Annotated in this window: 24 protein-coding genes; 13 read left to right on the plus strand and 11 right to left on the minus strand. The window is 72.1% G+C overall.

From position 1 onward, the window contains the following. Positions 1 to 30 precede the first annotated feature (30 nt). Together QMF80_RS06030 and QMF80_RS06035 are read left to right on the plus strand one after the other, a co-directional pair. Positions 31 to 900 (plus strand): oxygenase MpaB family protein, encoded by an 870-nt coding sequence (locus QMF80_RS06030; protein WP_283450204.1) that lies wholly within the window; start codon positions 31 to 33, stop codon positions 898 to 900. 446 nt (positions 901 to 1,346) lie between these two features. Then, complete coding sequence (locus QMF80_RS06035; protein WP_283450206.1) at positions 1,347 to 1,667, plus strand: MerR family transcriptional regulator; 321 nt, start codon at positions 1,347 to 1,349, stop codon at positions 1,665 to 1,667. Between the two features lie 48 nt (positions 1,668 to 1,715). On the opposite strand, the gene QMF80_RS06040 is transcribed toward QMF80_RS06035, so the two are convergent. Beyond that, a complete protein-coding gene (locus tag QMF80_RS06040; protein ID WP_283450387.1) occupies positions 1,716 to 2,582 on the minus strand; it encodes an MBL fold metallo-hydrolase in 867 nt (288 codons plus the stop codon). 121 nt (positions 2,583 to 2,703) lie between these two features. Beyond that, positions 2,704 to 3,309, minus strand: coding sequence for a TetR/AcrR family transcriptional regulator (locus QMF80_RS06045; RefSeq protein ID WP_283450208.1), 606 nt, complete (start codon positions 3,307 to 3,309; stop codon positions 2,704 to 2,706). A gap of 219 nt (positions 3,310 to 3,528) precedes the next feature. On the opposite strand from QMF80_RS06045, the gene QMF80_RS06050 reads away from it, so the two are divergent. The 5 genes from QMF80_RS06050 to QMF80_RS06070 all read left to right on the plus strand — a co-directional run bounded on the left by QMF80_RS06050 (position 3,529) and on the right by QMF80_RS06070 (position 7,376). After that, positions 3,529 to 4,407: a heavy metal-binding domain-containing protein gene (locus tag QMF80_RS06050; RefSeq protein WP_283450210.1), complete on the plus strand. Its 879-nt coding sequence runs from the start codon at positions 3,529 to 3,531 to the stop codon at positions 4,405 to 4,407. 1 nt (position 4,408) lies between these two features. After that, on the plus strand, positions 4,409 to 5,272 hold the full coding sequence (locus QMF80_RS06055) for a heavy metal-binding domain-containing protein (protein ID WP_283450212.1): 864 nt from the start codon (positions 4,409 to 4,411) through the stop codon (positions 5,270 to 5,272). Continuing rightward, positions 5,265 to 5,657 (plus strand): hypothetical protein, encoded by a 393-nt coding sequence (locus tag QMF80_RS06060; RefSeq protein WP_283450214.1) that lies wholly within the window; start codon positions 5,265 to 5,267, stop codon positions 5,655 to 5,657. The genes QMF80_RS06055 and QMF80_RS06060 overlap by 8 nt, the downstream gene beginning before the upstream one ends. A gap of 180 nt (positions 5,658 to 5,837) precedes the next feature. After that, a complete protein-coding gene (locus QMF80_RS06065) occupies positions 5,838 to 6,236 on the plus strand; it encodes a nuclear transport factor 2 family protein (protein ID WP_283450216.1) in 399 nt (132 codons plus the stop codon). A 30-nt stretch (positions 6,237 to 6,266) separates the two neighbouring features. After that, positions 6,267 to 7,376 (plus strand): ABC transporter substrate-binding protein, encoded by a 1,110-nt coding sequence (locus QMF80_RS06070; RefSeq protein ID WP_283450218.1) that lies wholly within the window; start codon positions 6,267 to 6,269, stop codon positions 7,374 to 7,376. A 146-nt stretch (positions 7,377 to 7,522) separates the two neighbouring features. Here QMF80_RS06070 and QMF80_RS06075 read toward each other — a convergent pair whose 3' ends face one another. The 5 genes from QMF80_RS06075 to QMF80_RS06095 form a co-directional block, all read right to left on the minus strand. Next, on the minus strand, positions 7,523 to 7,879 hold the full coding sequence (locus tag QMF80_RS06075) for an STAS domain-containing protein (RefSeq protein ID WP_283450220.1): 357 nt from the start codon (positions 7,877 to 7,879) through the stop codon (positions 7,523 to 7,525). Beyond that, positions 7,876 to 9,177, minus strand: coding sequence for a SpoIIE family protein phosphatase (locus QMF80_RS06080; protein WP_283450222.1), 1,302 nt, complete (start codon positions 9,175 to 9,177; stop codon positions 7,876 to 7,878). Before QMF80_RS06080 ends, QMF80_RS06075 begins: the two co-directional genes overlap by 4 nt. Next, a complete protein-coding gene (locus QMF80_RS06085; RefSeq protein WP_283450223.1) occupies positions 9,177 to 9,986 on the minus strand; it encodes an alpha/beta fold hydrolase in 810 nt (269 codons plus the stop codon). The genes QMF80_RS06080 and QMF80_RS06085 overlap by 1 nt, the downstream gene beginning before the upstream one ends. A 70-nt stretch (positions 9,987 to 10,056) precedes the next feature. Next, a complete protein-coding gene (locus tag QMF80_RS06090; protein WP_283450226.1) occupies positions 10,057 to 12,393 on the minus strand; it encodes an ATP-binding protein in 2,337 nt (778 codons plus the stop codon). Between the two features lie 491 nt (positions 12,394 to 12,884). Further along, the gene (locus QMF80_RS06095; protein WP_283450228.1) at positions 12,885 to 13,346 is read right to left on the minus strand and encodes a hypothetical protein; all 462 of its coding nucleotides are present in this window, start codon (positions 13,344 to 13,346) and stop codon (positions 12,885 to 12,887) included. A 1,750-nt stretch (positions 13,347 to 15,096) separates the two neighbouring features. Between QMF80_RS06095 and QMF80_RS06100 the strand changes: the two genes are divergently transcribed. Next, the gene (locus tag QMF80_RS06100; RefSeq protein ID WP_283450230.1) at positions 15,097 to 15,279 is read left to right on the plus strand and encodes a hypothetical protein; all 183 of its coding nucleotides are present in this window, start codon (positions 15,097 to 15,099) and stop codon (positions 15,277 to 15,279) included. Positions 15,280 to 15,361: 82 nt separating this feature from the next. After that, the gene (locus QMF80_RS06105; protein ID WP_283450232.1) at positions 15,362 to 16,237 is read left to right on the plus strand and encodes a restriction endonuclease; all 876 of its coding nucleotides are present in this window, start codon (positions 15,362 to 15,364) and stop codon (positions 16,235 to 16,237) included. 92 nt (positions 16,238 to 16,329) lie between these two features. Here the strand turns inward: QMF80_RS06105 and QMF80_RS06110 are convergent, their stop codons facing one another. Then, a complete protein-coding gene (locus QMF80_RS06110) occupies positions 16,330 to 16,941 on the minus strand; it encodes a TetR/AcrR family transcriptional regulator (RefSeq protein WP_283450234.1) in 612 nt (203 codons plus the stop codon). A gap of 113 nt (positions 16,942 to 17,054) precedes the next feature. Here QMF80_RS06110 and QMF80_RS06115 point away from each other — a divergent pair, with 113 nt between their 5' ends. The 3 genes from QMF80_RS06115 to pip all read left to right on the plus strand — a co-directional run bounded on the left by QMF80_RS06115 (position 17,055) and on the right by pip (position 20,133). Further along, on the plus strand, positions 17,055 to 18,062 hold the full coding sequence (locus QMF80_RS06115; RefSeq protein ID WP_502962780.1) for an alpha/beta fold hydrolase: 1,008 nt from the start codon (positions 17,055 to 17,057) through the stop codon (positions 18,060 to 18,062). A gap of 119 nt (positions 18,063 to 18,181) precedes the next feature. Further along, complete coding sequence (locus QMF80_RS06120; protein WP_283450236.1) at positions 18,182 to 18,622, plus strand: VOC family protein; 441 nt, start codon at positions 18,182 to 18,184, stop codon at positions 18,620 to 18,622. Positions 18,623 to 19,167: 545 nt separating this feature from the next. Continuing rightward, positions 19,168 to 20,133: a prolyl aminopeptidase gene (gene pip / locus QMF80_RS06125; protein ID WP_283450390.1), complete on the plus strand. Its 966-nt coding sequence runs from the start codon at positions 19,168 to 19,170 to the stop codon at positions 20,131 to 20,133. Positions 20,134 to 20,202: 69 nt separating this feature from the next. Here the strand turns inward: pip and QMF80_RS06130 are convergent, their stop codons facing one another. The 3 genes from QMF80_RS06130 to QMF80_RS06140 form a co-directional block, all read right to left on the minus strand. Beyond that, positions 20,203 to 20,859 (minus strand): pyridoxamine 5'-phosphate oxidase family protein, encoded by a 657-nt coding sequence (locus QMF80_RS06130; RefSeq protein ID WP_283450238.1) that lies wholly within the window; start codon positions 20,857 to 20,859, stop codon positions 20,203 to 20,205. Between the two features lie 38 nt (positions 20,860 to 20,897). Continuing rightward, entirely contained in the window at positions 20,898 to 21,962 is a 1,065-nt protein-coding gene (locus QMF80_RS06135) for a globin domain-containing protein (RefSeq protein ID WP_349372183.1), read from the minus strand. A gap of 709 nt (positions 21,963 to 22,671) precedes the next feature. Continuing rightward, positions 22,672 to 22,833: a hydrophobic protein gene (locus QMF80_RS06140; protein ID WP_283450242.1), complete on the minus strand. Its 162-nt coding sequence runs from the start codon at positions 22,831 to 22,833 to the stop codon at positions 22,672 to 22,674. Between the two features lie 390 nt (positions 22,834 to 23,223). Here QMF80_RS06140 and QMF80_RS06145 point away from each other — a divergent pair, with 390 nt between their 5' ends. Beyond that, positions 23,224 to 23,577 carry a hypothetical protein gene (locus tag QMF80_RS06145; protein ID WP_283450244.1) on the plus strand — a complete coding sequence of 118 codons (354 nt, stop codon included), beginning with the start codon at positions 23,224 to 23,226 and terminating at the stop codon, positions 23,575 to 23,577. Positions 23,578 to 23,644 lie beyond the last annotated feature (67 nt).

The following is a 23,644-nucleotide window of genomic DNA, read 5'->3' on the forward strand; positions in this document are numbered from 1 at the left end:
CGTTCCCGCGGGGCGCGGCACAATGGAGGCATGAGCACGCCCGTACCGCAGGGTCACGGCCGTGGCCTGCGCGAACGGATCGGGGCCGGGCTGTTCACCCGCGTCGCCGGACCGGCGGGCCCGGCGAACCGTGCCCGCATCCACGGCGCGCCCGGCCCGCGCTGGTTCGGCCCCGAGCGGCCGGTCCGCACCGTGCACGCGGACGCCTCCATGTTCATCGGCGGCCTGACCGCCCTGCTCCTGCAGTCCCTGCACCCGCTCGCCATGGCCGCCGTCGCTGCGCACTCCGGCTATCGCGGGGACCCCTGGGGACGGCTGCAACGGACCAGCACCTTCCTCGCGGTCACGACGTACGGCGCCGCCGAGGACGCGCAGCGCGCCGTGGACCGCGTACGGGCCGTGCACGAGCGGGTCCGGGGCACCACCGCCGCGGGCGAGGCCTACCACGCCGCGGATCCCCGTCTGGTGGGCTGGGTCCACGTCGCGGAGGTCGACAGTTTCCTGCGGGCCCACCAGCGGTTCGGCGCCCGCCCCCTGGACGCCCAGGGCTGCGACGCGTACATCGAGGACACCGCCCGGGTGGCCCGCGCCCTCGGCGCGATCGACCCGCCGCTGAACCGGGCCGAACTCGCGGCCCGCCTCGCGTCCTACCGCCCCGAGCTGCGGGCCACCGCCGAAGCCCGGGAGGCGGCCCGCTTCATCCTGCGTCGGCCGCCCCTGCCCCTGGCCGCCCGGGGTCCGTACGCCGTCCTCGCCTCGAACGCGGTCTCCCTGCTCCCGTCCTGGGCCCGCGCGGAGCTGGGCCTGCGGCGCGCGCCACGCCTCCCGGAACAGTGCGTCCGCCTCTCCGGCCGGGCCCTGACGGGCACCATCCGCTGGGCGATGTCAGCGCCCCGCTGACGGGAGCCCTGGCCTCCGGGCGGCCGGACCGGTGCCCTACCCGGCCAACACGCGAAAATCTATGTCGGCCGGAGTAGACATTGGGCGTCGGCGTGGTTATGGTTTCTCTTGTAGCTGAGATCGAGAAGTCCGGCAGAGATGAACTGCCGGACAGTCGTACCCGTAAGCAAGTGCAGTGCCAATGGTTGATTCAGAGGGAAGAACGGAGGAGCCGAGCGCCATCAGGATCGCCCGGGCGGAGGTCTGAGCCCGGGTACCGCAGGACATCGATAGTGAGGTGGTCTCCGGTCAAGCAACCGCGATCCCCGCGCCCCCGGCAGCACGTCCGCCGGGTCCGCGGAAACAGAAGGCCGACGAGGCATGAGGGTCGGCGGATGGTGTAGCAGTTCCTTCGGGGCCCTGGTGCCGTACGGCACCAGGGCCCCTCCGCGCGTAGAGAGGTGCACATGACAGCGGGTGACTCCAAGAGCCGTCTTGACGACGACGACTACCCGGCCTACACCATGGGCCGGGCCGCCGAGATGCTCGGTACCACCCAGGGCTTCCTGCGCGCCATCGGCGAGGCCCGCCTGATCACCCCGCTGCGCTCCGCGGGCGGGCACCGCCGCTACTCCCGCTACCAACTGCGCATCGCCGCCCGCGCCCGGGAACTCGTCGACCAGGGCACTCCCGTCGAGGCGGCCTGCCGCATCGTCATCCTCGAAGACCAGCTCGAAGAGGCCCAGCGCATCAACGCCGAATACCGCCGGGCGGTCCAGGACCACTGAACCCGGGCCCGGCCCGGCCGGGAGCGTCGTCCGAGTCGTCGGCCGCCGTCAGGCGCGTACGGGCGCGGGGTCGAGGCGGAACCCGCTGCCCTCGCGTCGTACGAGTCCGGCGGTCGGGGCCGGGAAGTGGGTGCCGAGCAGCAGGGTGTCCGTACCGGCGATGCCGTTCAGGAGCCGGGTCCTCGTGGCGACGGCGGCGGCCGGATCGGTGTCCACGCAGCTGCACAGGGCGGGGTCGGCGAGCTGGACCGGATGGTGGACGCAGTCGCCGGTGATCACGGCCCGGCCGCCACCGCTGCTCAGTACGACGGCGACCTGCCCGGGCGTGTGCCCGGGGGTGGGTACGAGCATGAGGCCGGGCAGGAGCTCGGTCCCCTCCGGCGCCACGTCCACCGGATCGAGCTGGCCGTGGGCGCGGACCGGTTCCACCGAGTCGGCGAACATCTGGCGACGGCTCTCTTCCAGCTCCACCCCGGACCAGTACGCGTCCTCCGCACGGGCCGTCACGTAGCGGGCACGGGGGAAGGTGGGCCGCCAGGTGCCGTCGGCGTCGCGGCGGGTGTTCCAGCCCACGTGGTCGGCGTGCAGGTGGGTGAGGATCACGTAGTCGACGTCCTCGGGCGCGAAACCGGCGGCGGCCAGCCGGGCCAGGTAGTCCGTGTCGAGCTGGTGCCAGGCGGCGTTGGCGCGGGTCTTGCCGTTGCCGATGCCGGTGTCCACGAGGACGCGCAGCCCCGCGACCTCCACCGCGAAGGTGTGCACGGCCAGGCGCAGTTCGTTGTCGGGACCGGCGAAGGAGGGCTTGAGCCAGTCGAAGCCGCCGACGGTCTCGGGTGTGGCGTCCGGCAGCAGCCAGCGGCCGGTGTCGGCGGGGAGCGTGATCTCGTCGATGCGGTGGACGGCGATGTCGCCGATCTGTCAGTGGGACAAGGGAGTTGCTCCTAGGTCAGGGGAGGGGTTTCCCTTGTGCCAGGTACACCATCAAACCCTCCCGCAAAAAGCAACTTCTTAGCTTTAGCGCTGCGTCGGTGCTGTGTCAGTGCTCCGTAGCCGGGCGGGGCGCCCCCTCGGGGAACGCGAGTCCGATGGGCGCCGGGCACACAGTGGTCACGAGGGCGTGCGCGTAGGCGGCGGTCAGCGGGCCCGGACGGAACAGGACGCGATACATCACCGGCGCCACCACCCGGTCGAGCACCTCCTCCAAGCCGGGCGCCGCCTCCCCGCGCTCAGCACCCCGGGCGAGGGTCACGGCGAGCTGCTCGGCGGCGTACGCGGAACACCGGCTCGCCTCACGCCCCTCCGGGGCGCCGAGCGCGTCCCGGACGAAGCCGCGTCCGGCCGGGGCCGACATCTCGTCCACGAACTGCTCCGCCCAGGCGTCGAGGTCGGCCCGCAGGGAACCGAGGTCCGGCGGCGGGCCCTCGGGCCGCAGCCGCTCGACCGCCACGTCCGCCAGCAGCTCCTGCAGGTCGCCCCAGCGCCGGTACACCGTGGAGGGGGTGACCCCGGCCCGCGCGGCGATCGCCGGCAGGGTCAGCCCCTCGCGCCCGCGCTCCGCCACGAGGGCGCGCACGGCTTCGTGCACGGACTGCTGGACGCGGGCACTGCGCCCCCCGGGGCGCGTCGCGGGACTGCGGCTCATGACACGCAGCCTAAGGGCTGTCCCGTCGACGTACCGTCTGGCTGGTGGGCCGCCCGCGGTCCGGCCGGGCTGGGTCCTCGTACACAACAGCCGGTACGGGCAGGGCGGTTAAAGGCCGCCGTCGCCGTCCGGGTGGCCCAACCGATGACATAGGCTCTCGAAGAGCGACGCGATCCGCTGTCCGCGCGGCGAGTCGAGAGGCGAGGGGCGCAGGAGTCGATGACACACCGACCAGACGCCGGCCTGCCGGGGGCCGGGGCCGCCGCCGGCGCGTCGGCAAGGCTCCGGGGCGAGCGCCCCTGGGACTCGACGCTGTCGTCGGACGAGTTCGCCGCGATCAAGGGCGTCGGCTTCGAGCCGGTGGGGCAGGTACTCGGCACGGCGGTGTTCAACATCGGGTACACCGGCCTCTGGGGCTGTCCGGGCGCGTGGTCGGTCACGGACGGCACGCGTGCGCCGTCCTCGCGGTGGGCGCCGTCCCTGTCGCAGTTGGCGGCGACGATGTACGCGGCGCGCAGGCTCGCACTGTCCCGCGCGGTGGCCGAATGCCGGGCGCTCGGCGGTGACGGGATCGTCGCGGTCGACCTGTGGATCGGCGAATTCCCCGCGGGGGGTATGGAGTTCACCGTTCGAGGGACCGCGGTCCGGGCCCGCTCGCGCATCCGGCCGCACGATCCCTTCACCTCACACCTGAGCGGCCAGGACTTCGCCAAGCTCGTGCACACCGGATGGGTTCCCACCGGACTCGCCATCGGCATCGCCCTCGCGATCCGACACGACGACTGGCGCACCTCCCGCCGGACCCGCTGGACCGCCGAGAACCAGGAAGTCGACGGCTACACCCAGCTGATCAGCCACGTCCGCCGGGATGCCCGCAGACAGCTGGCCCTCGACGCGGCGAAGTACGGCGGGGACGGGGTGGTGGTGGACGAGGTGGAGCTGACGGTGAATGAGAGCGAGTGCCCCACCTCCGGCTACGAACGCGACATGACCGCCGAGGCGGTCTTCGTCGGCACCTCCATCACCCGGTTCCGCCGCTCCGAGCGGCCCGTCGGGCCCGAACCCCTGACCATCATGAGACTGGAGCGCGAGCACTGACATGACCGAGCGAACGGGGCAGGAACTGGCCGGGGGAGCCGCGGGCCTGGCGGCGGAGGGCGTGCCCGAGGACGCGATGCGGCGCCTCGCGCAGCTCCAGCCGGGGGAGAAGGGCCAGTTCTTCACCTCGGACCTGACGGTGAACGAGTTCCTGCTGGTGCGCGAGGCGGGCTTCCGTCCGCTCGGCCTGGTCCTCGGCTCCTCGGTCTACCACGTCGGCATCCAGCTCGGCCGGTGGTCGAAGAACCAGGAGCTGACCAAGCTGTCACAGGCCATGTACGAAGCGCGCGAACTGGCGATGAGCCGCATGGAGGCCGAGGCCGGCGCCCTGGGGGCGGACGGGATCGTCGGCGTCCGGCTGGACATCGAGTTCAAGGAGTTCGGCTCGGACATCGCCGAGTTCATCGCCGTCGGCACGGCGGTGAAGGCGGACGGAGCGGACCCGGGACCGGGCGGAACCTGGCGCAACAACAAGGGCAAGCCGTTCACCTCGGACCTGTCCGGCCAGGACTTCTGGACCCTGATCCGGGCCGGGTACGCGCCGCTGGACATGGTCATGGGGTCGTGTGTCTACCACGTGGCGCACCAGCGACTCGGCCAGGCGCTGAGCACCACCGGCCGCAACGTCGAGATCGAGCCCTTCACCCAGGCGCTCTACGAAGCACGCGAACTGGCGATGAGCCGTATGCAGGCGGAGGGGAAGGCCCTGGAGGCCGAGGGGATCGTGGCGGTCCAGCTGCGGCAGCACTCGCACAGCTGGGGGGCGCACACCACCGAGTTCTTCGCCATCGGGACAGCGGTACGCCCGCTGCGCGACGACCACGTCATCGAACGGCCGACCATGGTGCTGGGCCTCGATGACTGACGCGGAAGTGAACATGCTGGCCGCGGCGCTGCGCCAGGACAGCGCCGACCTGACCCTCTACGCGAAGGTGCTGTCGGCGAAGCTGTCGGACGCGCTGCCGCCCGGCGCCGTACGGATCCGGCGCGGCCGCTCCCTCAAGGAACGGCTGGCCGGGCGCGAGGGTGCGGTCGCCGAGCTGGACGTCGCGCTGGGAGAGCAGCGGCTCTCGCTGCGGATGGACCGGGGCCGGGTGGTCGGGGAGATCTGCCACGAGGTCCGGGGCATCGTGCTCTCGCGGCGCCAGGTGGGCCTTGACGAGTGGATCGACACCCTGGCCCGGTCCCTGGCCGCCGCCGCGGCATCGAACGCCCGCGCCCGCGAGGCCATCGAGCGCTTCCTGACCTGACCACGCCCGCCCCACGCCCGCCCCACCCCCGCCCCCTGCCCCAGCGCACGGCGCGGACCGCGGACCGAGCCGTGGCAGCGCTCCCCGGCGTCCCAACCGCTCCCGCGTCCGGCTGTCCGCGGCCGTCCTCACCGCGAGCCTGGACCACGCAGGACGGACCGCCCGGTGCATCATGGCGGCATGAGTGATCATGACGATTTCCTGGCATGGGTCAGGACCGCTCTGTACGAGGCGGAGCTCGCACTGCACAACGGCAACGCGGCCCCCCGCCGAGCCCTTTGGTCGCGGAACGAGCCGGTCAGCGTCCTGGGGGCCTGGCGCAACGCCAGCGGGCAGCTGGAGATCGACGAGCTCTTCAGCGCTCTCGCCCGGAGCTTCTCGGACTGCACGTCGTACGCGTTCGAACTGCGGACGTACGACGTCGTGGGTGACCTGGCCTATACCGTCGGCTTCGAGCACACCTCGGTGTCCGTCGACGGACAGCCGCGCACCTACACGCTGCGGGCCACGCAGGTGTACCGCCGGGAGGGCGGCGAGTGGAGAGTGGTCCACCGGCACGGTGACACCGTGACCGAATGAGCACATGACCGGACGAAGGAGATACCTCGCATGACTACGCCGCCGCCCACGGGAGCGGGGCGCGCCGACGGCTCGTCCGTGCCGATCGGCGCTCTCGTTCCGCTGACCCGGCCCGGCTGGGTCGAAGCGGGCCGGCACCTGCTCGCCGGTATCGAACTGGCCGTTCGCGAAGTCAATGACGCCGGTGGGATCGCCGGAAGGCCGCTCGAGCTGGTGGTCCGCGACACCGCCGCCGATCCACAGAGGGCCGCGGCGGCCGTGGACGAATTGGCTCGCCTGGGCGTGGCTGCCCTGGTGGGGGAGTACCACAGCGTCGTCGCTCGCGCCGCCGCGGCGCGGGCCGACGCCCTCGGCCTGCCGTTCCTCTGCTCGTCAGCGGTCCTCGACGCGCTCACCGACCAGCCGACGGACTGGGTCGCGCGCCTCGCTCCGGCGCAGTCCCGCGGCTGGCAGGTCTACGCGGACTACCTCCTCGGCGCGGGCCACAGCCGCATCGCCGTAGCCGTCCAGCCGAGTGTCTACTGGGCGTCCGGGGTCCGTATCCTGCGGGACCACCTCGCTCCGCGCGGCGGCACCGTCATCGAACTCGACACGCGCGAGGCGGCCCCCGCGGCGCTGTGCGACGCAACTGTCGACCATCGCGCGACAGCCCTCCTCCTCCTCGTCGGTCACCCGGATCCGGCGGTTACGATCGTCAAGGCCGTCCGCCGCGACCAGCGCCTCGCCGAGATCGTGATCGGCGCTCCGGCCGGACAACCGGAGTTCGCCGAATGGGCGACGGCGCTGGGCGACGACGGCGCCGCGGTGCCGTTCTTGCGCTACCTGCCGGAGCGGCCCACGCCCCTCGGCGCACGCGTCGCGACGGCCCTGCGCGAGCGGCTGGCCGCAGCGCCCTCCTTCGTCGCCTTCGAGGGCTACGACGCGGTCACGGTTCTCGCCGACGTGCTGCGTTCGCACGGCGCGGACCGGGTGCGCACGGCCGAATCCTGGCCGCGGGTGTCGGTCGAAGGCACCCGCGGGCAGATCCGGTTCACCCGCACGCCGGGCATCGGCGTGTGGCAATGGGCGTCGGCGCCGATCCAAGTCGTCGACCGGGATCCGGTGGAACCCGACCGCTTCCGGATCCTCCACTCCGGCTGAGCCGGGCCGTTCGGCGCTTCGCGGTCACGGGTCGGTGCCTCGCGCCGACCCCGCTGACGCGCCGACGCCCACGGCCGTCCCACCGGCGCTGTCCGGCTCCGCCAGGTGTTCGCCCTCGGGAGCACGGCCGGCACGCCCCAGGGTGTTCAGGCGGCGGGGGGCGCCCAGGCGGCTTCGGCGGCCTGGCTGGTGGGGTGGACGGGGAAGACCTGGTCCAGGCCGACGATGCGGAAGATCCGGCTGACGCGATCGGGTACGGCGGCCAGGGCGATGGTGGCGCCGCGGGTGAGGGCGTGGTTGCGGGCGGCGAGCAGGACGGTGATGCCGCTGGAGTCGCAGAACGTGATCCCACCCAGGTCGAGGAGGAGCTGCTGGCCCTCGTCCAGGACCAGGGTGGGAAGGAGGGTACGGATCTCGGGCGCGCTGTGGTGATCGAGGTCTCCGGCCACCTCGACGACGAGGCCGCAGGGGGCCTTCCGGGTGCGGATCGTGAGCTGGTTCACTGCTGCTCTTCACTCTCGGGGCGGGGCACGCTGACGGCCAGGACGGCGGTGTCGTCGTCTACCCCGCTGCCGAGGGTGTCGAGGAGTTGGCGGATCGCGCTGACGGTGTCCTGGGCCGTGGTGGGGGCCAGGGCGCGGGCGAAGTCGAGGAGGGCTTCGTCACCGTAGCGCCCGCCCGCGGCGGTGGTGTGGGCTTCGGTGAGGCCGTCGGTGTGCAGGAGGAGGGTGTCACCCGGGTCGAGGCGGACGGTGGTGGAGGCGATGTGCGCGGTCGGCAGGGCGCCGATGAGCTGTCCGCCGGGGGTGGGGAGGTAGTCGGCGCTGCCGTCCGCGCGCAGGAGCAGGGCCGGGGGGTGGCCGCCGCTGGCCAGGGTGATCCGGACGCCGTCCTGGTCACCGCCCGTGGTGAGCAGGCCGAAGAGAACGGTGCAGAAGCGGGGGTCGTCGCCGTTGTACTCGTGGCCCAGGACGGTGTTGAGGTTGGTGAGGACGGCCACCGGGTCGGAGTCGTAGACGGCGGCGGCGCGCAAGGTGTACCGGGCCAGGGAGGTGACAGCGGCGGCCGCCGCTCCCTTGCCGCACACGTCGCCCAGGAACAGCCCCCACGTCCCGTCGGCGAGCGGGAACAGGTCGTAGAAGTCGCCGCCGACCTCGTCGGCCGAAGCGATGTGGTAGTGCGCGGCCACGTTCAGACCGGGGACGTTCGCCAGGGCGGGCGGCAGCAGAGTCTGCTGGAGCGTGGTGGTGAGCTGCTGGAGGCGTGCGCGTTCACGCTCGGACTCCTGGCGCGCGCGCAGCAGCTCGCTCTCGTAGGCGCGCCGGTCGCGGGCGTCGAAGACCGTGGTGCGGATCAGCAGCGGCTGCCCGTCGCCGCCGGTCTTGACGGTCGAGGTGACCAGTACCGGGAGCCGGCCGCCGTCGGCGGTCTTCATCTCCAGGGCGATGCCGTTGATCTCGCCCTGCATGCGCAACAGCGGGGCGAAGTGCGTCTCGTGGTAGATGCGCCCGCCGACGGTGAGGAGTTCGGAGAACTTCCCGCGGCCCACCAGGTCGCCGCGCCGCAACCCCAGCCAGTTCAACAACGTGGCGTTGACCTTGGCGATCGTGCCGTCCAGCAGCGTCGACAGATAGCCGCACGGTGCGTTCTCGTACAGGTCCTCGGCGCTGTCCTCCAGCAGGGCGGAGAAGGCCTGGTCGTCATCGCGGCGCCGCGACGGGTCGGCTCCCCGGCTCAGGTCGTCACCGCAGCGCCGGCCGGAGCCGGGTTCGCCGTCCTGGTCGTCGTCGGTGCCGCACATCATGAGAGGTTCCCCACGAACGCGATGATCGCCTCGGCGGTCTCCTCGGGAGCACTGAGCTGCGGACAGTGCCCGGTGGCGTCCAGGGTGACCAGCCGGCTCCCCGCGATCCGGGCGTGGACGAAGGCACCCACCTCCGGCGGGGCGATCGCGTCGTCGGAGCACTCGGCGACGAGGGTGGGGACCGTCAACCGGGCCAGATCGGCCCGGTTGTCGGACAGGAACGTCACGCGCGCGAAGACCCGCGCGATGTCCGGGTCCGTGGCGCAGAAGCTCGCCGTCAGCTCCTCACCGAGCTCCGGCCGTTCGGGGTTGCCCATGATGACCGGGGCCATCGCTCCCGACCAGCCCAGATAGTTCGCGTCCAGGGACTGGAGCAGCTCATCGATGTCCTCGGCGCTGAATCCGCCCCGGTATCCCGTTGAAGGGTCGTCGACGAAGCACGGCGAGGGAGCGAGCAGCACCAGACCCGCGAAACACTCGGGCCGTCTTACGGCGGCCAGCACCCCCATCATCGCGCTCACCGAATGCCCCACGAACGTCACCGGCCCCAGATCCACCTCACGGCAGACCTCCAGCACGTCCTCGACGTAGCCGTCCAGGCTGGAGTAGCGCTCCGGACTCCACGCCGACAGGTCCGAGCGCCCCGCCCCCACGTGGTCGAAGAGGACGACGGTGAAATCACGCTCCAGCGCCGGAACAACCAGCCGCCACATGTTCTGATCGCATCCGAAACCGTGCGCCAGCACCACCACCGGCCCACCGGGGCGTCCTGACACCCTCACCCGGTTCCTGCTCCGCACGTCCATGTGTCTCATCCTCGCAGAACCACGGAGCGCTCCGTCCGAACCGAGGGCGCGGCGACTCCGGCGCGACGGCTCACGGACCGCCCGCCAGTGCTTCCAGGGCGCGCAACTCCTCCGCCACCTCGCCCTGCCGGGGGCTGTTGAGCCGCACGAGTCCCTCTCGGGCGGCCCGCAGGACGTGGCCCGCCTCCTCGTGGCGGTCCAGACGCCGCAGCACCGCGCCGAGGTCGAGGCGCACCGGCTCGCTCCAGGCGGGCATCCGGACAGCCTCGAAGTGCGCCAGGGACTGCCGCAGCGGGCCCTCCGCCTCCAGCCAACGCCCCAGTACGGCAAGGTCGTTACCGGTCTGGTGGCGCGCCGCCGCCCCGTAGACCGAGAGCAGCTCGGACGGCTGCCCCGGCATCCCCGCCGCGCAGATCGCCTCGCAGCGCCGGTGCATGACCAGGGCCTCCTCGGCGTGGCCGGCCTCGCGCAGATAGGTGCCGAGGGTGTTCAGCGTGGTCAGCTCGCCGAGGCGGGCCTGGGGCGAGTCCTGGGCGCCGAGGCAGGTCGCGGCCGCGCGTATCCGGACGATCGACTCCGCCACCCGGCCGAGCCGGTGCAGGGCCCCCGCGCCGTAGCCCAGTGCCCAGCCCGTCTGCAGTTCGTCACCGGTGTCACGGGCCGCGGCCAGGGCGGCGTCGGCGGCCTCCAGAGCCGCGGGGTGGTCGTGGACGCAGATGTTGTTGGCCCACGCCAGATAGTTGAGGTGGACGGCCTCCTCCTTGCGGCTGCCGAGTGTGCGCGCGCACTCCACGGCCCTGCGGAACACCTCCACCCACAGCTCCCAGTGCTGGTTCAGGTCGGAGAACCAGTGCATGGCCTCCGCCGCGTCGAGGACCCGGCGATGGTGTCCGGCCGTGTGGGCCCGACGTAGCGCGGCCAGCCACTGGTTCCGCTCGGCCTCCAGCCACGCGCGCGCCTCCTCGCGTCCGGCGGGGGCCCGCGCGGGATCGGGATCGCCGGTGGGGGAGTCCCCGTGACGGTCCACGTCGAAGCGGAGCGCGGCGGCCGTGGCCCGGGCCAGCATCCACCGGTCCGCCCGGTCCTCGGCGGCGCCGCACGCTCCGGGGGCGTCCTCGGCGGTGACCCGCTCGGCGGCGAACAGCCGCAGCAGGTCGTGGAACCGGTACCGCTCCGCGTCGGCGTCGGGCTGGAGCAGACCGGCGTCGGCCAGCTCCTCCGCGATCCGGGCCGCCCGGTCGGGAGCCAGCCCTGCCAGGAGTCCGGCGGTCTCGGCGGAGAAGTCGGGCCCGGCGGCGAGGCCGGCGCGGCGCAGCAGGGTGCGGGCGTCGGGCTCCAGTTGCCGGTAGGACAGCGAGAAGGCGGCCCGTACGCGCAGCCCGCCCGCCTCCAGGACGTCCAGCCGCCGCCCTTCGTCGGCCAGCCGGGCCACGAGCCGGGCGAGGCGTTCGCGCGGTCGGACGGCGAGCCGCTGCCCGGCGATGCGCACGGCCAGCGGGAGGTGACCGCACAGGTCGGCGAGGTCGCGGGCGGCCTGGGCCTCCTGGCGGATCCGGTCCGGGCCGACGATGCGGGTCAGCAGCTCCACGGCCTCCTCCCGGCGCAGCAGGGCGAGCTCGACCCGGTGGACGGCTTCGAGACCGGCCAGGGCGGACCGGCTGGTGACCAGCGTGAGCGAGCTGCCGGTGCCGGGGAGCAGCGGCTGGACCTGGGCCTCGTCGGCGGCGTTGTCCAGCAGGAGCAGCACTCGACGCTCGCGCAGTACGGAGCGCAGCAGCCCCGAGCGGTCCCGGATACCGGCCGGGACCGACCGGCCGGGAACGCCGAGTGCCCGCAGCAGCCGGCCGAGGGCCTCGCCCGGAGCGGTCGGTTCCGGGTCCATGCCGTGCAGGTCGAGGGCGAACTGGCCGTCGGGGTAGTGGGGCGCGAGCCGGTGCGCGGCGTGCACCGCGAACGAGGTCTTCCCGAGGCCGGGCTGCCCCGAGACCACGACGACCGGTGCGCAGCCGTCCACGGTGCCGCCCGCGTCACCGGCCCGGTCGGCGCCCTCCGCCAGCGCGGTCAGTCGGTCGAGGGCCGGGCGGCGGGCGGTGAAGTCCCCGAGGTCACGGGGCAGTGCCAGGGGGTGGCGGGCGGCCGGCGCGGCGGGCGCCCGGGGCCGGGGGCGGCCGGTGCGGGCGACCGCCTCCAGTTCCGCCGCACCGTCCGGATCCAGACCGAGCGCGCCGGCGAGGGCCTCCACGGTACGCCGCTGCGGTCCCCGGGCACGCCCCCGTTCCAGGTCGGCCAATGCGCGGACGCTGACTCCGGACTTCTGGGACAGCTCGTCCTGGCTGAGGCGGGCGCGGGTGCGCAACGCGCGCAACCGGTTGCCGAACTCCCCCTCGCCCGGCGTACCGGTGCCCATGGCTGACGTCCCCCGATTGGTGTGCCCCGGCCTCTGCAGAGACCCGGCAGAAGTATGACGGACAGTATTCCTGCCGGTGGAACCGCCTGGAAGGCGATGCCCGCGCCGTGATCGACTGGGGGCGGGGTGGGCAGCCCGTCCGACTCCGGTTCAGGGCCGGGTGCGTCGGCGGGCGCAGCGGTGCCGGACACGGAGGGCTGCCCGACCCCCCCGCTGGACCATGACGGGGTCCCGCGTCGGACATCGGCGGAAACTCGGCCGCGTCCGCCTGGTCCAGCGGCTCCCGGGCCGTCGGCCCGCAGACGCGGCCTGCAGCACGCGGCACACCGCGTCGTCCTGCCCGAGTACCGTCGGAGCAGCCTGATCCGGGATCTCCCTCCCTTGCCCATCGCCTCACCCGATGTCCACCGATCGGCCCGGAGATGCCATGCCCCTGCCGATGAAGTTGGTCGCGATCACCCTTGATTGCCCGGATCCGCGTCCGCAGTCGTTCAGGGGCGAGCTGCTGCGGCCGCGGTGATCCAGTTCCTGAAATCGACGGCGTAGTGCCGGAGGTGGTGCTCCAGGACGTCTGCCGGGCGCGAGGTCGGCACGTAGACCGTCAGGCTCGCACGGAAGCCGTCGGCGGTGTCGCCGAACTGCGTCAGCGCCCGCCCGACGACCGTGCCGTCGCCCAGGAAGAGGTTCGAGGACATCTTGTGCGGAAACGCGGACTTGGGGAGGAGTTCGTCCGCGTCCGCGGCCCAGGCCATCGCGTCCGTTGCCCGGCCGCCCATGGAGAAGGAGCAGACATGGGGGCCGATGTTCTCCACCACGTTGAACGCCCCGTCTTCCTCGGGGGCCATCACGTAGTGCTCGGGATGCGCCGCGAGGAGTGCGTTCTCGTCGGCCGCGAAGGCCGTGTCCATCCAGGCCAGGAACTCGCCCGAGGTGAGGCCCCGCGTCGCGAGCACGGTCGTGCCCCCCCGTGAAGCCGCCGCCGGAGGTACGAGCGCTCTCGCGCAGGAAGGCGGTGCCTTCCTCGATGTCCTCGGCCAGGAGGTCGAGCAGCCCCTGGCGACCCAGCCGCGCCCTCACTCCCGTATCTCCTCACTCCCGACCGGCACCGCACCGGCGCACCGACGCCATGACCCGCCAGGGCGCGCGGAGGTCGGCCGAAGTCAGGGTGTGCGGCCGATCGGGTGATGCCCGGACGGGGGCTCTGTGCCGCTCGGCGGGACGTGGCGCCACGACCGTAGGGGTATCCCCGCAGGTGAGAGCGCCGCTACGCCCTTGTTTCGTTCGAGGGTGACTACCTCGCTGCCGTAGCTGCGAAAACCTATGTCGGCCGGAGTAGACATTGGGCGTCGGCGTGGTTATGGTTTCTCTCGTAGCCGAGATCGAGAAGGGCCCGGCAGAGATGAACTGCCGGGCAGTCGTACCCGCAAGCGCAGTGCGCAGGACGGTGCGGTGGTGGAGTTTCGGAGCCAGAGCGGTTGCAGGACGGCGACGGGACTGACGACCGGACCGGGTGGCCCGCAGTGATCAGGGGCCGCCGTGAGCAGTACCGCGTTAAGTGCAGTGGCAGTACCCGCAGTAGGTAAGTGCGGTTCTCGGTACCCAGCAGTGCAGTTGAGTGGAGTGGTACCTCGGTGAAGGCGTCGGCTGCGGGCGCGCGCACCGGGAGGTTCGGCAGTGGGGTTCTAAGCCAGAGCAGACGCAGGACGGGCGACGGGGCTGGCTGCCGGAGAATGGCGCTTTCGCAGGCCATCAGCAGTGCGCAGGACCAGCGGTACGAGCAGTTCGCAGTACCCGTTTGATGAGTGAGTGATCCAGAGGGAAGAACGGAGGAGCCGAGCGCCATCAGGATCGCCCGGGCGGAGGTATGAGCCCGGGTACCGCAGGACATCGATAGTGAGGTGGTCTCCGGTCAAGCAACCGCGATCCCCGCACTCCCGGCAGCATCTCGGCCGGGTCGGCGGAAACAGCAGGCCGGCGCAGTACTAGGGCCGGCAGATGGTGTAGCAGTTCCTTCGGGGCCCGGGTGGCGACATCGCACCCGGGCCCCTCCACGTGTTCCCCAGGAGGTCCTCGAAGGACCTCGAACTCCGGCGCGGCCGACCGGAATACGAGTTGGCATGGGCCGGCGAGGCGGCCCGCAGGAGCCGGGTCGTGAGCTGCGCTCAGGGGGTGAACATCTCCCGGGGGCGGGCGGCGGAGATCTTCGCCGCCGGGCTTCGCCAGGTCCACCCGCGCTTCCGCGCTCGCTCGTCTCGTCCACCGCGCCCTCGTCCACCGCGCCCTCGGCCGCCGCGGCCACGACGTCGGGCGGATTGGTGGCCGTCGTGGCCTGGAGCAGCATCACGGTCCAACCGCCGAAGACGGGCCGAGGGGTGGGCCCCCGCAACAACGACCTCGGCATCAACTCCACCCGCGTCGAAGCCGATACGCAGGCCGCGTCAGGGTCTCCGGTCCCCAGTCCACCGACTGGGTCCCCTGGGTCCAGCTGGACAACGTCTCCCCCCGTACCGCGCTGGCCTTCCGGCCCGGCGGCCGGGCCGTGCAGTCTGCCGGGGCAGGCGGCCGGCGGGGGAGCGGGGACGGGCTCCGGGGCCTGCCCAGGGTTTCGGCGTCCCCGCCGACGGATGAAGTCGGCCGGAACTTCCGCTCATGTCCGGGCCGTTGCCGGGCACACGGCGGTCATCGACCGAAAGGGGCCCGACCATGCTGGGCATCGCCGCCGCCGTCCTCTTCTTCATCGCGTTCCTCATCAACGCCGCGAACATCGTCACGAACGACATGCTGAGTTCCACCAACTTCATGCTGATCGGTCTCGCCCTGCTCGCCCTCCAGGTCGCGGGCGTCGGCCACGGCTGGGCGGCCCGCGGGCGCGGCCGCAGACGCTGACCCCCCACACCCGGGCCGGGGCAACGGCCGCACGAGGAACGACGGGCCGCCGTACGGCGGACGACGAGGGGAGGGCTCCGGCATGGAACAGCGGAGGACCAGGAACGGGCAGGGCGGGTACCGGGGCCGGAGTCGGAGCCGGGCCGCGGCGGTGGGGCGCGACGTCGTACTCGCCGTCGGGCTCGTCGGGATATGCGTGGGCGGACTGGCCGCCTTCGTCAAGGCCGTGGGAGGGGACGGGACACGGATCCCGGTCCTGCCGGTTGTCGTAGTGGTGGTCATCGTGATCGGGACCGCGCTCGCCAAATGGAGCCTGTCACAGGGATCCCGGCGCTCCCTCGCGGACCCGTTCGCGTACCCGCAGGCCGATCCGCTCGCGTACCCGCAGGCCGATCCGCTCCCGCCTCCGGAGGCGCCCGGCGTGGGAGCGACCGCGCTCGACCACGAAGCCGTCGACGCCGACGGCTTCGAGCACACCGTCGCCGCGCTCTGCGCACGGGACGGCTGCAGCCCGGTGGAGGTGGTGGGCGGCGCCGGGGATCTCGGCGCCGACGTGATCGCCACGACCCCGGACGGCCTGCGCCTCGTCGTGCAGTGCAAGCACTACGGCGAGAACAACCGGGTCGGCTCGCAGGACCTGCAGCGATTCGGCGGCACGTGCTTCGCCGTCCACGACGCGGATGTGGCCGTCGTCGTGACGACCAGCTCCTTCACCGCGCCCGCCCTGGAGTACGCCGCCACCTGCGGGATCGTCTGCCTCGACGGTGACGCGCTCGCGGCGTGGACCGAAACGGCCGTACCGCCGCCCTGGGAGGCAGCCGGGGAACCGTCGGCGGGTCCCGCCGCGGCGACCGTCGGCGCATCACCCCACGACCCGGCCGCGGAGCCCACCGGGATTCCGCTCTGGGAGCCCGCCGGAGCCCCCCTCGACACGTCCGCCGTCGCCCCGCGCGGCTGAGGCGGCGCCTGCCCGTGCGTCGGATGGCGGCGGGAGGCTCCGGTGCGGCGGCGGTGTCGAGCGTCACGCGCCCGCGGAATGCCGGGCCGTTGTCATGCTCGGGGAGAGCTGAAGATGCGGTTGAGGTGGTGACGCAGTACCGCGATGGCTGAGGCGGGTTCCCGTTGGCCGACGAGGATGCTGGTACCCATCGTCGCGGTCATGGCGAGGAGGCTGATCGCCTCGGTGCGCGCATCGGCGCCGACATCCGCCAGGCCTGACGCCTGGGCCTGTTCGATCAGGCCGGTCAGGGCGTTCTCCGCGGCGTCGGGGTTGTCGATGAAGGGCTCGGCCGCCAGGGCCGCGTCGGTCACGGACAGGATCGAGTAGGAGCTGTAGAGCAGGTGAAAGGTGCGGCTCTCCTCGTCGGTCGGCAGGGAGGCCAGCAGTAGCGCCTCGATGGTCGCGCGCGGGCCGGGGTCCGGACCTGCGGCGGCCAGCCGGGCGCCCACCCGCGCGGTGAAGCGGGTGGTGAGGTGCTGGAGCCCGTAGAAGAGCAGCTTCTCCTTGGTGTCGAAGTAGTACTGCACGAGCCGCAGCGACACCCCTGCCTCCGCCGCCACGTCGCGCATCCCGACGGCGTGCAGCCCTTGGCGCCCCGCGACCTGGATGAGCGCCTCGGCGATCTGGGCGCGCCGTTCCTCGTGGTCAACGCGCTTCGGCATGTTCGGGTATCTCCGCCTGTAGGTGGTGAGGTCGCGTACCGGGCACCCCCGGGTTCCTTCATGGTACCGCCGTACCAGCATCGTGGTACGGTCGTACCACGAACGACCGAACCATGGATCTGCGGATCTTCCTGGAGGTGCCCGTGCCCGAGAACCCGCCCCGCCCGCGCCGAGACATCGGCCGCTACGTCAACGACACCCTGCGCGAGCGCTATTTCGCCGCCAGCGATGTCCTCTACGCGATGGGCGCACCCGCCCGCTCCGAGACCGACGTGGAGACGAGTTTCGGCACCACCCACGTCTACCGGTACGGTCCCGACGGACCCGCCGCCGAGTCCCGCACTCCGATCGTCCTGATCCACGGTGCCGGCTACTGCTCGGCGATGTGGTACCCGAACACCCCGGCCCTCAGCGCCGAGCGGCCCGTCTACGCCCTCGACACCCCCGGAGACGCGGGCCGCAGCGTCCACCGCGAGCCCATGTGGCAGCCCGAGCGCGCCGCCCAGTGGCTCGACGAGGCCCTCGACGCGCTCGGCCTCGACCAGGTCCACCTCGTCGGCTCCTCCTACGGCGGCTGGCTGGTCCTCAACCAGGCCCACCGCAGGCCCGAACGCCTTGCTTCCGTGACCGCCCTCGACCCGGGCGGACTGGAGAAGGTGGGCCTGCGCTTCTTCGCCTGGGTCTTCGTGAGCCTCTTCGCCAGCTTCGCTCCCCGAGCGCTGCGGCCGCGCCTCGCTTCCTGGCTGGAGCAGCCGGTCATCGCCGTACCGGAGTTGCGCACGTGGGTCCAGGTGGGCGCCCGGGCCTTCCGGATCCGGCGCCCCGCACCCCTGCCGCTGGCCGAGGACGCGCTGCGCTCCATCCGGACTCCGCTCTACCTGATGATGGGCAGGCGGAGCCTGCTCGTACACCCGGAGCGGCAGCTGGAGCGGGTGCCGCGCCTGGTCCCCGGAGCCCGCGCCGACATCGTCGCGGCGACCGGTCACGGCCCGCAGATAGACCACCCCGACCTGGTCAACGCCCGGATGCTGGACTTCATGGAGGACATCGACTCCCGCGCCTCGGCGCCCGCCCCCGCCGCTGCCCCGCCCCCCGCCGCCCCGGGCGCCGTCGACGCGTAACCTCGGTGCCGCGGTTTTCGCGGGGGCCGTGGCCGAAGATGTGGACAGTGGCCCGTCGGCTCCGTCGCACGGGCAGGTGCGGCCACGGTGCCCGTACTGCGCGAAGGAGGCCCCCCGATATGGCGATCCACCGGATGGACAACGTCCTCATCGTCGTCGACGACCTTGATGCCGTGATCTCGTTCTTCGTCGAACTCGGAATGGAGCTGGAGGGCAAGGGGCCACTCGAATGGCGCGGGGCGGAGCGTGTCATCGGGCTCGATGACGTCCGGCAGGACGTCGCCATGCTGCGGATCCCGGATGGCCAGGGGCGAGTGGAGCTGGCGAAGTTCCACCAGCCGAAGGCGATCAGCCCCGACCCGAAGGACGCTCCGGCGAACACGCTGGGCATTCGCCGCATCATGTTCGCCGTCGACGACATCGACGACGTCGTTGCCCGACTGCTGGCCCACGGTGCCGAGCTCGTCGGTGAGATCGTGCGGTACGAGGACATCTACCGGCTCTGCTACGTCCGCGGCCCCGAGGGCATCGTCGTCGGACTGGCCGAAGAGCTCGCCTGACGGCTCCCGAAGGGCCGTGTCGGCGCAGGCCTGCGCGGCGCCTGCGGCGCCCCCCCTCGCCGAGATCGGCGCCCTCTGCCGCCGCCGCGGCCGCACGCTGGTGGCTGATGAGTCCCACGCCCTCGGCGTCTACGGAACGGGTCGTCGACTGGCTCCCGTTCCATTTCCTCAACGCCCTCTACGTCTCCACACCGTTGCCGCAGGACATCGCAGGCCTGCACGCCGCCCCGTACGTCATCCGCACCGACGACGTACGCCGCAAGCGCCTGTGGTCGGTCACCGAGCGGCTGCACTCGGCCCTCCAGGAGGTCGGCTGCGACACCCGCCAGCGAGAGCCCCATCCTCCCGCCGCCCCCGCCCCAGGCCCGCCGCACACCACCGACCGTCTGACCCCGGCGGACCGTTACGACGCGCTCCGTTGGACCGCCTCCGGCGCGCGGGGCCGGCCCGAGTGCCTCGACGCCGGGGGACACATGCGCAGACATCCTTGTGGCCGTCGACTAGCCTCACGAGGTTGTTCTTCGCGTACTCATGGTGAGGCCGTCATGGCAGAGCTGTTCGCGCCCATCGAACCGTACGAGCACGGGCTCCTCGATGTCGGCGACGGAAACCGGATCTACTGGGAGACCAGCGGGAACCCCGAGGGGAAGGCGGCCCTGTGCGTGCACGGCGGGCCCGGCAGCGGAGGGCGCCGTGGCAGTCGCAGGATGTTCGATCCCGAGATCTACCGGATCGTGGTGTTCGATCAGCGCGGCTGCGGTGAGAGCCGGCCGCATGCCTCCGACCCGGGTGTCAGTCTCGATGCCAACACCACCGACCACCTCATCGCCGACATGGAGCGGCTCCGCGAGCACCTGAACATCGAGCGCTGGCTCCTCCACGGCGGGTCCTGGGGCTCGACGCTGATCCTCGCCTACGCCGAGCGCTACCCGGAGCGGGTCCGCGAAGTCGTCATCGTCGGCGTCACCATGACCCGGCCGCAGGAGACCGGCTGGCTCTACCGCGGCGTGGGACGCCTGCTGCCCGGCCCCTGGGAGGCGTTCCGCGACGCACTGCCGGAGGCAGACCGGGGCGGTAACCTCGTAGCCGCCTACAACCAGCTGTTGAACAGCCCGGATGACGCGACCCGGTACAAGGCCGCGCGGGACTGGTGCGCCTGGGAGGACGCTGTCATCGCCCACGAGGTGCTCGGTCATCCGGGCTCCTACAGCGACAGGGCTGATGACGCGCTGATGGCCTTCGCCCGGATCTGCGCGCACTACTTCGCGAACGACGCCTGGATCGAGGACGGACGACTGCTCCGTGACGCACACCGGCTGGCCGGCATCCCCGCGGTGCTGATCCACGGCCGGCTCGACCTCGGCAGTCCACTGACGACCGCGTGGGAGCTGTCCAAAGCATGGCCCGACGCGGAGCTGAAGGTCATCGATGACTCCGGACATACGGGGAGCCGCGCGATGCGGGATGCGACTCTGGAGGCGATTGCGAGGTTCAGCACGAGCGGGCGGTGACCGACCGGTGGTGGTGGCGTGCGTCGAAGCCCGACGAGCATCGAACAGCAGCGTGCCGAAAGGCGAAGGTCACCCCTGTTCCGTCACCCGGGCCGCCTCGACGTATCCGCCGTGCCCGCCGGATTCGGCCGGTGCGGTGCGGTACCCGCTGAAGTAGTCCGCGTCCTTCGGCCGGTCGGCCGGATGGCTGGAGCGGGGGCCCGGCACCAGGTGCGGTATGTACTTGGAACAGTGGATGTAGGCCTCTTCGACGGTGAGGTGGACCCACATCTCAGGGGGGCGCCCGGGCGCGATGTCGATGGGCAGGCCGGGCTGCGCCGAGCGGAGGTCGGCGTCGGGGTAGAGCCGGGCGACGCCGTTGACGTGCAGGCCGACGTGATGGTGCGTGAAGTCGACGAAGAGCATGCCGAGGTGGGGGTTCTCCGTCATGTTGCCGGCGCTGGCGAATACGCCGTTCCCCCGGAATTCCGGATAGGCGAGGGTGTGCGCGTCCAGCACGTGCACGAAGCCGGGCGGCCCGGCCCGGAAGCTGGCGTCGCATTCTCCGTGGGAGTCGGCGGTGGCCAGGAAGACCATGCTCTGACGGCCGATGAACTCCCGCATCTCGCCCGTCAGGCAGGGACGCACCTGCTGGTCGTAGAACCGCGCGGCACGGTCGGCGCTGCCCATGCGCTGCTGCAGTCGGCGTTCACCCGCTGATCCGAAAGGCGGTGGGGGGAAGGTCATGGGGGCGTTCTCCTGGCAGGATCGGCAAGGCGCGTGGCTCAAGGAGCGGACAGGACGGGGGTCTCGAACGGGTCGTGGTGGATGCGTTCGGGCAGGGTGCCGTGCAGCGTGAGCGTCTCGCTGGCGGAGACCACCATCGGCGCCGGTCCGCTGAGGAAGGCATCGTGCTGGTACCACGGGCCGTACTCGGCCAGAACCTGCGGCAGGGATCCCCGGATGCCGGGGATGTACTCATGGGAGACGGCGCCCCTGATGGACAGCCAGTGGTGCTGCTGCGCCATGCGGAGCATGTCGTCCACCCCGTACAGCTCCGCGCCGGTACGGGCTCCGAGGAACAGGTCGACCCGGTGCCGTCCGCCACGACGGGCCACTTCCTCGACGATCGCGCGGATCGGTGCGAGACCGGTGCCGCCCGCCACACAGAGCAGGTCCCTGTGGACGGCCGCGTCCAGCACCATGTCGCCCATCGGCGCGCCGAGTTGGAGTACGTCACCCACGGCGGAGCGGCGGACGAGCGCGTCGCTGACCGAGCCGCCGTTCACCGCGCGCACGTGGAAGGTCAGGGTGCCGTCCGGGCGGGGAGCGTTGGCGGGGGAGTAGTAGCGCCACTGCTTGGGCCACCACTGGGTCTCGAGACTGACGTACTGCCCGGCCGCGTACTGGTACGGGATGTGGGGCCGCAGGGTGATCTCGGCGATGCTGTGTCCGCGCAGCACCTTGTGCACCACCGTGGCGGGCCAGACGGCGGGCCGCTGCGCCTCGTCCTGCTCGGCGGCGCTGATCATGACGTCGGCGACCACACCGTACGCCTTGGTCCAGGCCGCGGCGATGTCCGCGGTCCAGGCAGGACCGGCGTAGCGGGCCAGCGAAGCGAGGAGGCACTCGCCCACGGCGGGGAAGTGCGCGCTGAGGGTGCCGAACTTGCGGTGATCGCGGCCGAGGTGACCGCAGAAGCGGACCAGGCTCTCCGGGTCGTCGACCAGGTCCACGATGCGCAGCAGCGCACGCAGCAGGCGGCCGCGCTGGGCGTCCATCCCCGGGGGGAACATCGGGCGTACTTCGGGGTAGCGGGCGAAGAGGATCGCATAGAAATAGACCGTCATGTCTGCGGCGAACGGTTCGACGACGGTGACGGAAGCCCTTATGAGCGCTGTCTCGTGGGCCGAAAGCGGCGGCTCGGCGGTGGCCGGCTCGTCGCCGGCGTGGGCGGGAGCCGCATGGGGTGCGGGGACCTCCGGGTGCGGGTCTGTGGACGGGTTGCTCGGGCGTCCGATCCGGAACCTCAAGAGACCAGCGCCCCGCCCGTCGTTATTCGCCCTGGCGATCGTCCGGTGCCGGAGCCTTCCACGAGGTCGTCGCCCGGCAGCACGCCGTGGGCGGGGCCCTGGCCCGATCTGCCTCTGGGGAGGGCGGCGGTCGTGGCAGCGACGGGAGCGGGCATGAGTCCTCCTGCTGAGGTGTGGGTTTCGATTCGGATCAAACGGTTCCGGAGGCTACATGACCACGGGGGCGACTCAGAAGTAACAACGGCCCGCGGCAACCGGCGCGAGCGCGTCCCTCCTGGCCCCCGAACGCGTCCCCAGAGCGCCGTACTTGCCCGACCGGGGGGACCGTCGACCGGTGGTGGCGAGCAGGCCCTCCGCTTGCGTCACGGCGATCCTCCGGGCTGCCGCGCGCCGACCCGCGCCGTCGGCATTCTCACCGCCTCCGGCGCCGTCCGGGCATGGCTGCGTGGCGGTGGTCCGTCACCCCGTCCAAGGGGGGACGAACCACCGCCACGCAGCCGTGGGGACTCGTGTCGTCGTGGTGCCGCTACCAGCGGTACCAGCGGCCGCTGCCGCCCGCGGGTCGGGCGACGAAGCCGATGAGCCACAGGACCAGGACCGCGATGGCGACCCACCAGAGGATCTTCACCGCGAATCCCGCGCCGAAGAGGATCAGAGCCAGCAGAAGTACGAGAAGCAGGGGAACCATAGTTATCAACCTCCGAGCCCTCGCTTGCCCGGCCCTTCCCCGATCATGCATTCGATCTTATGTGTTTCTTATGCCGACGGCCGGGCAGGAGAGCACGCTTCCCCTCTACGTCACGGCAGGCGTGCGGAGCATGACGCGACCCGTGTCCCGCGACCCGCGTCGAAGGCGCTCATCGCCACCGGCTCGGCGGGCTGCTCGAGTGCCCGGGATCGGGTGGTGCGCGCTTGCCCGGGATAAGGCGGTGCGCGCTGTCACGCCGCTCCCGCCGTGCCTGTTGCACCCGTCCCGGTGAAACCCCGGACATGCGGCCCGGGCAGAACCGATTCGCTGCCCCGCCATCGGCCTACGGTCCGCTGTGACCCCTCCCCGATCTTGAGGAGCCCCATACTCATGAAGCTGCGCAGCGCTCTCACCGCGGGCCTGGCCGGTCTGGTCCTGGCTCTGGCCGTTCCCGGCTCGGCCTTCGCCGCGACCGGCGATTTCCGCTACTCCTTCACCGACGACAAGGGCGACGCGCTGACCGTCGGCCTGCACGACCCCGCCAGCGACACCTGTGTCGACCTCCCGTACGTCGGAAGCGAGTGGGTCACGCCCGGGCACTCGCCCCGCAACGACACCGACGAGTGGGTGACCGTCTTCGAGGGTGCCGGCTGCCAGGGCCCCGAGTGGCGGCTGCGCCCCCACGGGAAGCAGGCCACCGAACAGCTGAAGGTCCGTTCGGTGTACTTCCACGGCTCGAACTGATCCGCCGCCGCTGTACCTCCCGTCCCGGCGGGAGGTACACAGCAGCCCCACCGGCAGGTTGACGTCC

Origin of the sequence: Streptomyces sp. G-G2 (assembly GCF_030063135.1) — a bacterium.
Lineage (GTDB): Bacteria > Actinomycetota > Actinomycetes > Streptomycetales > Streptomycetaceae > Streptomyces.

Coding starts and splice junctions, on each gene's coding strand:
- QMF80_RS06030 (WP_283450204.1), top strand. CDS start 31: ATGAGCACGCCCGTACCGCAGGGTCACGGCCGTGGCCTGCGCGAACGG.
- QMF80_RS06035 (WP_283450206.1), top strand. CDS start 1,347: ATGACAGCGGGTGACTCCAAGAGCCGTCTTGACGACGACGACTACCCG.
- QMF80_RS06045 (WP_283450208.1), bottom strand. CDS start 3,309: ATGAGCCGCAGTCCCGCGACGCGCCCCGGGGGGCGCAGTGCCCGCGTC.
- QMF80_RS06050 (WP_283450210.1), top strand. CDS start 3,529: ATGACACACCGACCAGACGCCGGCCTGCCGGGGGCCGGGGCCGCCGCC.
- QMF80_RS06055 (WP_283450212.1), top strand. CDS start 4,409: ATGACCGAGCGAACGGGGCAGGAACTGGCCGGGGGAGCCGCGGGCCTG.
- QMF80_RS06060 (WP_283450214.1), top strand. CDS start 5,265: ATGACTGACGCGGAAGTGAACATGCTGGCCGCGGCGCTGCGCCAGGAC.
- QMF80_RS06065 (WP_283450216.1), top strand. CDS start 5,838: ATGAGTGATCATGACGATTTCCTGGCATGGGTCAGGACCGCTCTGTAC.
- QMF80_RS06070 (WP_283450218.1), top strand. CDS start 6,267: ATGACTACGCCGCCGCCCACGGGAGCGGGGCGCGCCGACGGCTCGTCC.
- QMF80_RS06080 (WP_283450222.1), bottom strand. CDS start 9,177: ATGTGCGGCACCGACGACGACCAGGACGGCGAACCCGGCTCCGGCCGG.
- QMF80_RS06085 (WP_283450223.1), bottom strand. CDS start 9,986: ATGGACGTGCGGAGCAGGAACCGGGTGAGGGTGTCAGGACGCCCCGGT.
- QMF80_RS06090 (WP_283450226.1), bottom strand. CDS start 12,393: ATGGGCACCGGTACGCCGGGCGAGGGGGAGTTCGGCAACCGGTTGCGC.
- QMF80_RS06100 (WP_283450230.1), top strand. CDS start 15,097: ATGCTGGGCATCGCCGCCGCCGTCCTCTTCTTCATCGCGTTCCTCATC.
- QMF80_RS06105 (WP_283450232.1), top strand. CDS start 15,362: ATGGAACAGCGGAGGACCAGGAACGGGCAGGGCGGGTACCGGGGCCGG.
- QMF80_RS06110 (WP_283450234.1), bottom strand. CDS start 16,941: ATGCCGAAGCGCGTTGACCACGAGGAACGGCGCGCCCAGATCGCCGAG.
- QMF80_RS06115 (WP_502962780.1), top strand. CDS start 17,055: ATGGATCTGCGGATCTTCCTGGAGGTGCCCGTGCCCGAGAACCCGCCC.
- QMF80_RS06120 (WP_283450236.1), top strand. CDS start 18,182: ATGGCGATCCACCGGATGGACAACGTCCTCATCGTCGTCGACGACCTT.
- pip (WP_283450390.1), top strand. CDS start 19,168: ATGGCAGAGCTGTTCGCGCCCATCGAACCGTACGAGCACGGGCTCCTC.
- QMF80_RS06130 (WP_283450238.1), bottom strand. CDS start 20,859: ATGACCTTCCCCCCACCGCCTTTCGGATCAGCGGGTGAACGCCGACTG.
- QMF80_RS06135 (WP_349372183.1), bottom strand. CDS start 21,962: ATGACGGTCTATTTCTATGCGATCCTCTTCGCCCGCTACCCCGAAGTA.
- QMF80_RS06140 (WP_283450242.1), bottom strand. CDS start 22,833: ATGGTTCCCCTGCTTCTCGTACTTCTGCTGGCTCTGATCCTCTTCGGC.
- QMF80_RS06145 (WP_283450244.1), top strand. CDS start 23,224: ATGAAGCTGCGCAGCGCTCTCACCGCGGGCCTGGCCGGTCTGGTCCTG.